The sequence below is a fragment of the uncultured Bacteroides sp. genome (assembly GCF_949298305.1).
Classification (GTDB): Bacteria; Bacteroidota; Bacteroidia; order Bacteroidales; family Bacteroidaceae; genus Bacteroides.
This window is the reverse complement of the sequence record NZ_CASFWU010000160.1, coordinates 1-2,779: the sequence shown is the minus strand read 5'-3', so window position 1 is coordinate 2,779 and position 2,779 is coordinate 1. Positions and strand designations below refer to the sequence as shown.

At 59.5% G+C, this 2,779-nt stretch carries 3 protein-coding genes; 2 read left to right on the top strand and 1 reads right to left on the bottom strand.

Annotated elements, in window-relative coordinates; genetic code table 11:
• On the bottom strand, positions 1-98 hold a 98-nt coding region (locus Q1Y74_RS13855), incomplete at its 3' end, for a glycosyltransferase (protein WP_300814880.1).
• Between the two features lie 198 nt (positions 99-296).
• Between Q1Y74_RS13855 and Q1Y74_RS13850 the strand changes: the two genes are divergently transcribed.
• Together Q1Y74_RS13850 and Q1Y74_RS13845 are read left to right on the top strand one after the other, a co-directional pair.
• Positions 297-1,214 carry a glycosyltransferase family 2 protein gene (locus Q1Y74_RS13850; RefSeq protein WP_300814879.1) on the top strand — a complete coding sequence of 306 codons (918 nt, stop codon included), beginning with the start codon at positions 297-299 and terminating at the stop codon, positions 1,212-1,214.
• Between the two features lie 58 nt (positions 1,215-1,272).
• Positions 1,273-2,553, top strand: coding sequence for a glycosyltransferase (locus tag Q1Y74_RS13845; protein ID WP_300814878.1), 1,281 nt, complete (start codon positions 1,273-1,275; stop codon positions 2,551-2,553).
• The last annotated feature ends 226 nt before the right edge of the window (positions 2,554-2,779 follow it).

The following is a 2,779-nucleotide window of genomic DNA, read 5'->3' as shown; positions in this document are numbered from 1 at the left end:
AAGTCCTGGAAGGTCTGGTTCAGGATGGAGTCGATGCGCGCTTTCAGGTAGCGGGCGTAGTTGTAGTTGGGCACTATGACGCTGACTTTGGGAGGCATGTCTTCAGAATTGTTTGGCTGCTTGGTAAACTGTCTGCAAATATACATTTTTTTTGTGCCGGGCCAAACAGGCGGCCTGTTTTTGTGTGCCCGCAGGCGCCGCGCGGAGGCCGTCAGGAGAAAGCCTGCCGCTACGGGCGGCATAAAGTTGCGTATTATCTATTTTTTCTCTACTTTTGTCATCCTAAAACATTAACTATGAGAATGGAGAACGTGGCAATCATCATACCGGCATACAAGGCCGGGTTCCTGGGGCGTACCCTGGAGTCGCTGGCGGCGCAGACGTGCCGTGACTTCAAGGTGTATGTAGGCGACGACCATAGCCCCGATGACCTGCAGTCCATCGTGGATGTCTATTCTGAAAAGATTCCCATTGTCTACCGGCGTTTCGACAAGAACCTGGGCGGCACCGACCTGGTGGCCCACTGGGAGCGCTGCATCGGCCTGTCGGACGAGCCGCTGGTGTGGCTTTTCTCTGACGACGACCTGATGCCCCCCGACGCGGTGGAGCGTATTCTGGCGGCCTGGCACGCCCGGACTTCCGACCTCTTCTTCGCCCGTTTCCCCCTGTCGGTGATTGATGCCGGGGACCGACTGATATCAGCCAATCCCGCACTCACGGACAAGGCCTTGTCCGGTTACGAATTTCTGCTGGAGAAATTGTCCGGCAGGATCAGCTCTGCCGCCTGCGAGTACGTGTTCAGTCGCAAGCTGATGGACGCGGCCGGCGGCTTTGTCCATTTCCCGGTGGCCTGGTGCTCGGACGACGCTACGTGGGCAGGGTTCGCCGACTGTGCCGGCGGCATGTCTCCCCTGCCCGGACGGCCCGTCTCGTGGAGGAACGCGGAGGGGAAGAACATCAGCAACTCCAGCCGCTTTGACCGGGAGAAGCTGAAGGCCACCGCCCGGTTTGTGGACTGGATGGCGGACCGCTATCCCGGACACCGCCGCGACAGGGAGCTCCACCGTGCGCTGGCCGCCTATCTGCACACCATCCTGACGTGCTCCGTGGGGCGCCGATACACCAATGCCGACGTGTGGATGTTCTTCCGCGCGCTCCGCCCCTTCTCACTCGGGCTGGCGCTGAAGGTGGCCTTCCGCCACTTCAGGCTCTGAAGGGCCCGCCCCCCGATTCCCGATGTAAAACACTTCGTTGAGCTATACCTTTAATATAATGAAGAAGATACTGTTTATCATCCCTTACGTTCCCTATCCGCTGAACTCCGGAGGGAACCAGGCATTCTTTAACATGGTGGACCACATCCGCCACCGGATGTCGGTCTCGCTGCTGCTCTATCCCGACTCGGACCGGAACGAGGAAAACCTGGAGCAGCTGAAGAAGATATGGACCGACGTAGACTTCTACGTCTTTACGCGCGAGATGGCAAGGCCCGCCGTGCGCCATCCGTTCTACTACAAGTGGCTGGGCAAGGCCAAGGCCTCGCTCACCCGCAAGATGAGAAGGCAGCTGCTGGCAGGCGAGACGCAAGACCTGGTGCGCAAGAAGTCCACCCTGTGGAAGTCCATGCCCGACGCGCTCGAACCCGCCTATATGGATTATGTGGCCGAAGTGGCCGGCCGTGGATTCGATATCATACAGGTGGAGTTCTACGAGCTGATAGGCCTGGGATACCTGTTGCCGCGTGACGTGCCGACCGTCTTTGTCCATCACGAAATCAGGTTCGTACGCAACAAGAACGAGATGGCCTTGTTCAAGGACGTCACCCCGCAGGAACGGATGCTCTACGAGATGTCCAAGGACTTCGAGTGCATGGCCCTGAAACAGTTCGGCCACATCGTCACATTGACCGACACCGACCGGCACATCCTCTCCGGCCTGACCGGACTTGCCGGGCGCATCCACACCTCGCCGGCCATCGTCCGGATGCCTGACAGGAAAGAAGCCAAGGAGTTCGTGCCCGCCACCTGCCGCCTCACGTTTGTGGGCAGCGAGGACCACTTCCCCAACCTGGATGCCGTGGACTGGTTCTGCCGGGAGGTGATACCCTGCCTGCGCCGGCGGGGAGTGACGTTCAGGGTGCAGGTCGTGGGACAGTGGCGCGGCTTGCGGATAAAGGAACTCAGCGCGGCCTGTCCGGAACTGGAGCTGCCGGGCTTTGTGGAAGACCTTCACGAGTATCTGAGGGGGAGCGTCTTCCTGGTACCCATCCGCATAGGCAGCGGCATGCGGATGAAGATACTCGACGCCATCGCTTCCCGCGCCCCCGTGGTCACCACGGCCAAGGGCTGCGAGGGGCTGGACTTCACGTCGGGCGTGGAGTGTCTGGTGGCCGACGATGCCGAGGCGTTTGCCGATGCCGTCGTCAGGTTGCTGAACGACGTGCCCTTGCAGGAACGCATGGCCCTGCAGGCCGAGGAGAAGCTGGCACGCATCTACGACCCCGCCAAGATGCTGGAAAGGCGGATGGCCGTCTATGAGAAAATCCTGTCCTGACGGTACCCTCCGCCAGGCAGGCGTCGTGGCCTGTGCCCGGTCGCGGCATGCCTGCGGCGGGTAATATTAATTGTCGAGGTGCTTGATATAGCAGGTTTTCTTTGTATCTTTGCACCCTCATAACCCACTTAATCACAAGCAATGAAGGAATTCATACAGTTGATGAGGCGTTTCGTGTCGCCTTACAAGAAGTACATCGGTTGGGCAGTCCTGCTCAACATCCTGT

What these genes read in the sequence shown, in the direction of transcription:
- Q1Y74_RS13850 (WP_300814879.1), top strand. Translation starts at nt 297, where the DNA reads ATGAGAATGGAGAACGTGGCAATCATCATACCGGCATACAAGGCCGGG.
- Q1Y74_RS13845 (WP_300814878.1), top strand. Translation starts at nt 1,273, where the DNA reads ATGAAGAAGATACTGTTTATCATCCCTTACGTTCCCTATCCGCTGAAC.